We start from the raw sequence: 4,678 nt of genomic DNA on the forward strand, positions 1-4,678 counted from the left end.
ACAATTTATATTTTATTTTCATTTGAAAACTAATATTTTCATTTGAGAATATCTATTGTCGTATAAAAGATAAAAAATCATTAAAAAACAAGCATTTTTTATTTTAAGCCTATTGGCATAAAAATTGCCACAACGATAAATGCGCGGGTAAAAACTGAAAATATGTATAAAAATAGGAGAGTGAAATAATGAAAAATAGTAAAACAATATTGAGTGCACTTATGGTACTTATGGTCTCTCATATAAATGCCGGAGACTTCCAAATTGACTTTGACGGAAAATTAAATGGAAATTCATTGGCTCCAATAAGAGAGGCAATCCTTACTTCTATTATGACTGTTCCAACGCCAAAGATAGATATAGAAAGGAATATAAGTATGAATGTAAAAGATACTTATATTAGCGCTAATAGAACAATAAGGAATACTATCATCCGCTGTGAAAAAGAAAGAAAAAATTCTGACACGATTGAAAATCTAAAAAAACTTCTTGTTTATGGAACTTTTGAAGAAAAAATATCTTTTTTAAACTCAAAAAATTATATATTTCCTGAAAGGTTTAATAATTTGAGTTTAAAAGATGAACTCGTATTAGCGACAAAATCACAAATTCAAGTTTGCGAAGAAACGAATTGTAGAACTGAGGAAGTTTGCGGATGGAAGGAATATTGCGAAACTGTTACAGAACTAACATGTACAGTTGTTACCGGAGCCGTAGGCGGAGCTATTGGTGGTGGCGCCGTTGGTGGAGCAGCTGGCGGACTAATTGGAAATCAAGTATGCAAATATGTTACTAAAAATGTGTGCAAAAATGTTAAAGAATGCCAGGATGTGGTTAAGTGCGATACGGTTTGCCACTGGGAGAATATAAGTGATATAGAAACGGATGAATGTGTCAATACACCACATGGAACAGTTTGTCAGTAAAAATTGAATTCTACCAGAAAAGTATAAGGGAGTTTATATGAATATTAAAAAAAAGTTTTCGGAAATTAATAATGATAAAAACATGAATAAATTCTGGGTAAAGTTTTTGAGTATTTTTTTCGCCATAACAGTATCTCATAAAATAACTAAGCTATATTTAATAGACAATATTATAATCGAATCTGCTTTTGTTGTGTTTCTTATTTTAATTTTTATTCTTATTTTTGGAAATTTAGATAAACTTTTGTCAAAAAATATGTAATGATATATCAAAAAGATCCAGAATGTTGGCTGTAAATTTATGACCTTCCTTTGAGAATTGAAGTATTCGGAAGTTGTTAAAATATAGATGGAAGGTCACAGGTTTGATCTGATACCTGTAAAATATTAGAATATAAAAGCGGAGGGAAAATGATAAAAGTGAAATATTTTATTTTTGCATTTCTTGCTTGGGCATTTGGTGTTAATTTGTATACTCATACTACTAAGACAGATTTTCAGAAGAAAATAGAAAAATATGTGCCCATTATTGAAAAAGATAAAAACGTAGATAGTGCTTGCGATAAATGTGATCAAAACAAAAAGGGCTAAATTCTTACTAAAACTTTTATCGCCTTTAACCTTACTTTTACTATTAATAATTTATTTTACTTTAAGGGTTACAATAGTGCCAAAAACATTGCGGGTAGCTTTCCCAAGAGATAAAGAGATATATTATTATGACCCGGCTAATATTCACTATCTGTCCCAATATATTTTAACTGAGAATTTTTTTTCGACTCTTGTATACTACAATATACATGGAGAACTTGTGTCCGGTCTGGCTGAGAAGTTTTATTGGGAAGGGAATGAAGCTTATTTTAAAATAAGGAATGACTTGAAAACGGTAGACGGTCGAAAAATAACTGCCAGGGACGTAGAAACAACTTTTAAAAGACTTGCCATTTTAGGTACAAATACCCATGGCAATATTAAAAATATATTATGCGGTGATAAACAAATAAATAAATTAAGTGACAATTGCCCAAATTTGCGCTTAAAGAATGATTATTTAATCTCTATATCTTTTAAAAAGAAAAATCCTTTTTTATTTTCCATGCTAACTGCCGCAGATTTTGGAATAGTTCCTATAGAATCAATAGATAATCGTACTTTAGCTATAAAAGATTACAGGAACACATCTGGTCCATATTTTGTGGACAAATATGACAACAAAGGATTCTTTATTCTTTCTGCGAATAAGACTAATTTTTTATATTCTAAAGATATGCCTCAAAAAATAGAAATAATTCCTTCCAGAATTAACAATAAGTCAATTTCTTTAGAATTATTTAAAAACAATAAAGTAGATATGATAACAACTTTGGACGATTCTTCGGAACTTTTGAGATATGCAGAAAACAATCCAAAAACTAATTTGTTTAAAACAGTTTCGATGCAATTATCTGCTATAACTTTTACTCCTTCCGGTGTTGCAAAATTCAGCAGAAAAGAAAGATTTGTAATAGCAAAAAAAATCAAGGAAAGTGTTTTGCCACATCTGTTGAAACGAGCCGGGGCGGAGGAAACTGCTCAAATTTTCCCGACCTTCGGTCAGGGCGCCTTATATGGACATCAGCTTAAAATCTTGGATGAGGAAATGGAAAAAGTCGCTAAAAGTTCTTTTAACAAGAGAATTGTGGCATGGAATATACCTGAGGTAAGCATACCAGATTTAAAAAAAGCTTTGCCCTCAATAGAAGTGAAACAGATCAATGGTTTACCCGGACATATAGATTATTTGAAAAATGGGCTTAATGAACCGGATCTTTTTTTTAGAGAATCTGATACAAGCGTTAAAGAAGATATAAATTTTTTTTATTACTATATGAACAATTATTTTTTTGTCATAAATGGTAAAGAGGGGAATAGATGGATTGATAAATATTCCCAAATAGAAAATTATTATGAAAGGATGAAGATGATAAATGACTTACACTATCAGACATTAAAAGAAGCTATTACTATTCCATTAGTTATAACTCCTTATGTAGCTTTATCAAATAAAAACTGGAAGTTTGATTTTCTTAATTTACATGCGGGTACTACTTTTTGGAGACTGAAGTGGAATTGGTTGACTGGATTTTAAATAATTCAAAGCGTTTATCTTTAAATGTTGAAAAATATAGATGGATTGATGAATGGTTGCCCGGATATTTTGATTACGCTGTCGAAATAATAATTCAGGGAATCAAATACAGAGGACGTGGGGTAGACAAGATAGAAAAAATAGCATTCGAAAAAGCATGTGCCGAATCATTGGAAAGAGCCAGTACTGATTTAAACAACTTGTGTCAAAACAGATGGGGAACAGCGGCTTATATAAATTTACCAGGTGCCAGAGAAAGAGCATACTGGGAATTATTGGGAATAGACAAAGTATTATGTCATCATTTTTGTAAAAGAAAGATGAAAGCCATTCCAATTGATATTTTAAGTGAGTATGTTGATATTTTAAGATTAAATCGCTTGTTAGTCAAAAATAATATATCATTTAGGTTTTATGAATTAAGTCCGGTAATAGACGCGAAAATTGTATGCGCTATTTCTCATAAGCAAGATTCTGAAATAAAAGGTTTTATCTCTGGATTTGGGGCTAATAAAGACATAAAAAAAGCATGTCTCAGCGCGCTTTTTGAATCACTTAGAACTCTTGTGGTATGTTTTTTTGATAACTATAAGTTAGATAAACCTATGGAACAGTTAAGGAAAGAAGGCCAGCCTTTATGGCATTTCTGTAAGGCGCAAGAAAAAGAAAGCTTGGATTATTTGAATACATACCTTATCCCAGATAAAGAGGAGACAGTATTGTTAATCCCTGAAAACATTTCCATTGATGATGTGAAGTTTAAAGAATTATCCTATATAAAAGGAATATTTCCAGATATTCCGCTTTTTTTTGTTCAGGCCAAATCTGATAAGCTTCTAACTCCTCAATTTGGGGATTTTTTACCTGATGAAAAAACAATGAAGCGTTTGGAAATTTTTAATGGTGGGCCAGTACAAATCAGTACCTCGGTTCCTCATTTTTATGGTTAAAAATATTACTGATATTCAAAAGTCTTTGAAGAAAATTTTTATAAAGGTTATTCTTTTAAATCTTTTAATCCTCATTTTTCTTGTTATTTCTTCATTGTTTTATACTGCTTATTTTAAACAAAGGATTGCAGAACACCTATCGGATAGTTTTAGGACGCCATTACTAAACGGTGATAACAGATTGATAATGATGGATATGTCCAGATCTGTTTTGAAAGATTTTTCAGGTCTTGTGTGGACTTCAATAATCAGGAGTAACAATTTCTCAATACCAGAGAATTATTCTGCCACAAATTTATTATTCACCGGCGTGTCTGAAGTAAAAATATTTTTTGATGAAAATCGAACTTCCGAATATGGTAAATTGCGTTTCTATTATAATAGATGGACTTATTTCATATTTGCACTACTTTTTTGGATATTTATTTTCTTGCTTTCAATAAAGATTGCTTTTATGGAAAGGAAAAGACTTATTGAAGAATATAATTTATTGATGAATTCTGAAATCAATAAATATCGTGCTGACTTGGCGGCACAGGTTGCGCACGATATAAGGTCGCCATTGGCGGCATTGGAAAGCGGATTAAAGGACGCACAAGTAACACAAGGGAACAAAGAACTTATAAACAATGCCTTAAAGCGTATAAATTCCATAGCCGAAGATTTGCTGGATA

At 31.2% G+C, this 4,678-nt stretch carries 5 protein-coding genes; all 5 read left to right on the plus strand.

The genetic code is table 11. From position 1 onward, the window contains the following. Positions 1 to 188 precede the first annotated feature (188 nt). The gene (locus AB1349_12805; GenBank protein MEW6558206.1) at positions 189 to 926 is read left to right on the plus strand and encodes a hypothetical protein; all 738 of its coding nucleotides are present in this window, start codon (positions 189 to 191) and stop codon (positions 924 to 926) included. Between the two features lie 411 nt (positions 927 to 1,337). Further along, positions 1,338 to 1,517, plus strand: a complete 180-nt coding sequence (locus AB1349_12810) for a hypothetical protein (protein MEW6558207.1) — start codon at positions 1,338 to 1,340, stop codon at positions 1,515 to 1,517. Then, positions 1,495 to 3,054, plus strand: a complete 1,560-nt coding sequence (locus AB1349_12815; protein MEW6558208.1) for an ABC transporter substrate-binding protein — start codon at positions 1,495 to 1,497, stop codon at positions 3,052 to 3,054. The genes AB1349_12810 and AB1349_12815 overlap by 23 nt, the downstream gene beginning before the upstream one ends. Beyond that, positions 3,030 to 4,004 carry a hypothetical protein gene (locus AB1349_12820; protein ID MEW6558209.1) on the plus strand — a complete coding sequence of 325 codons (975 nt, stop codon included), beginning with the start codon at positions 3,030 to 3,032 and terminating at the stop codon, positions 4,002 to 4,004. Before AB1349_12815 ends, AB1349_12820 begins: the two co-directional genes overlap by 25 nt. Continuing rightward, on the plus strand, positions 3,997 to 4,678 hold a 682-nt coding region (locus AB1349_12825; protein ID MEW6558210.1), incomplete at its 3' end, for a hypothetical protein. The genes AB1349_12820 and AB1349_12825, both read left to right, overlap by 8 nt.

The organism is Elusimicrobiota bacterium, assembly GCA_040757695.1.
Classification (GTDB): domain Bacteria; phylum Elusimicrobiota; class UBA8919; order UBA8919; family UBA8919; genus JBFLWK01.

Bases quoted from the DNA above. Each gene is read 5' to 3' on its own strand.
- AB1349_12805 (MEW6558206.1), top strand. From the start codon at position 189: ATGAAAAATAGTAAAACAATATTGAGTGCACTTATGGTACTTATGGTC.
- AB1349_12810 (MEW6558207.1), top strand. From the start codon at position 1,338: ATGATAAAAGTGAAATATTTTATTTTTGCATTTCTTGCTTGGGCATTT.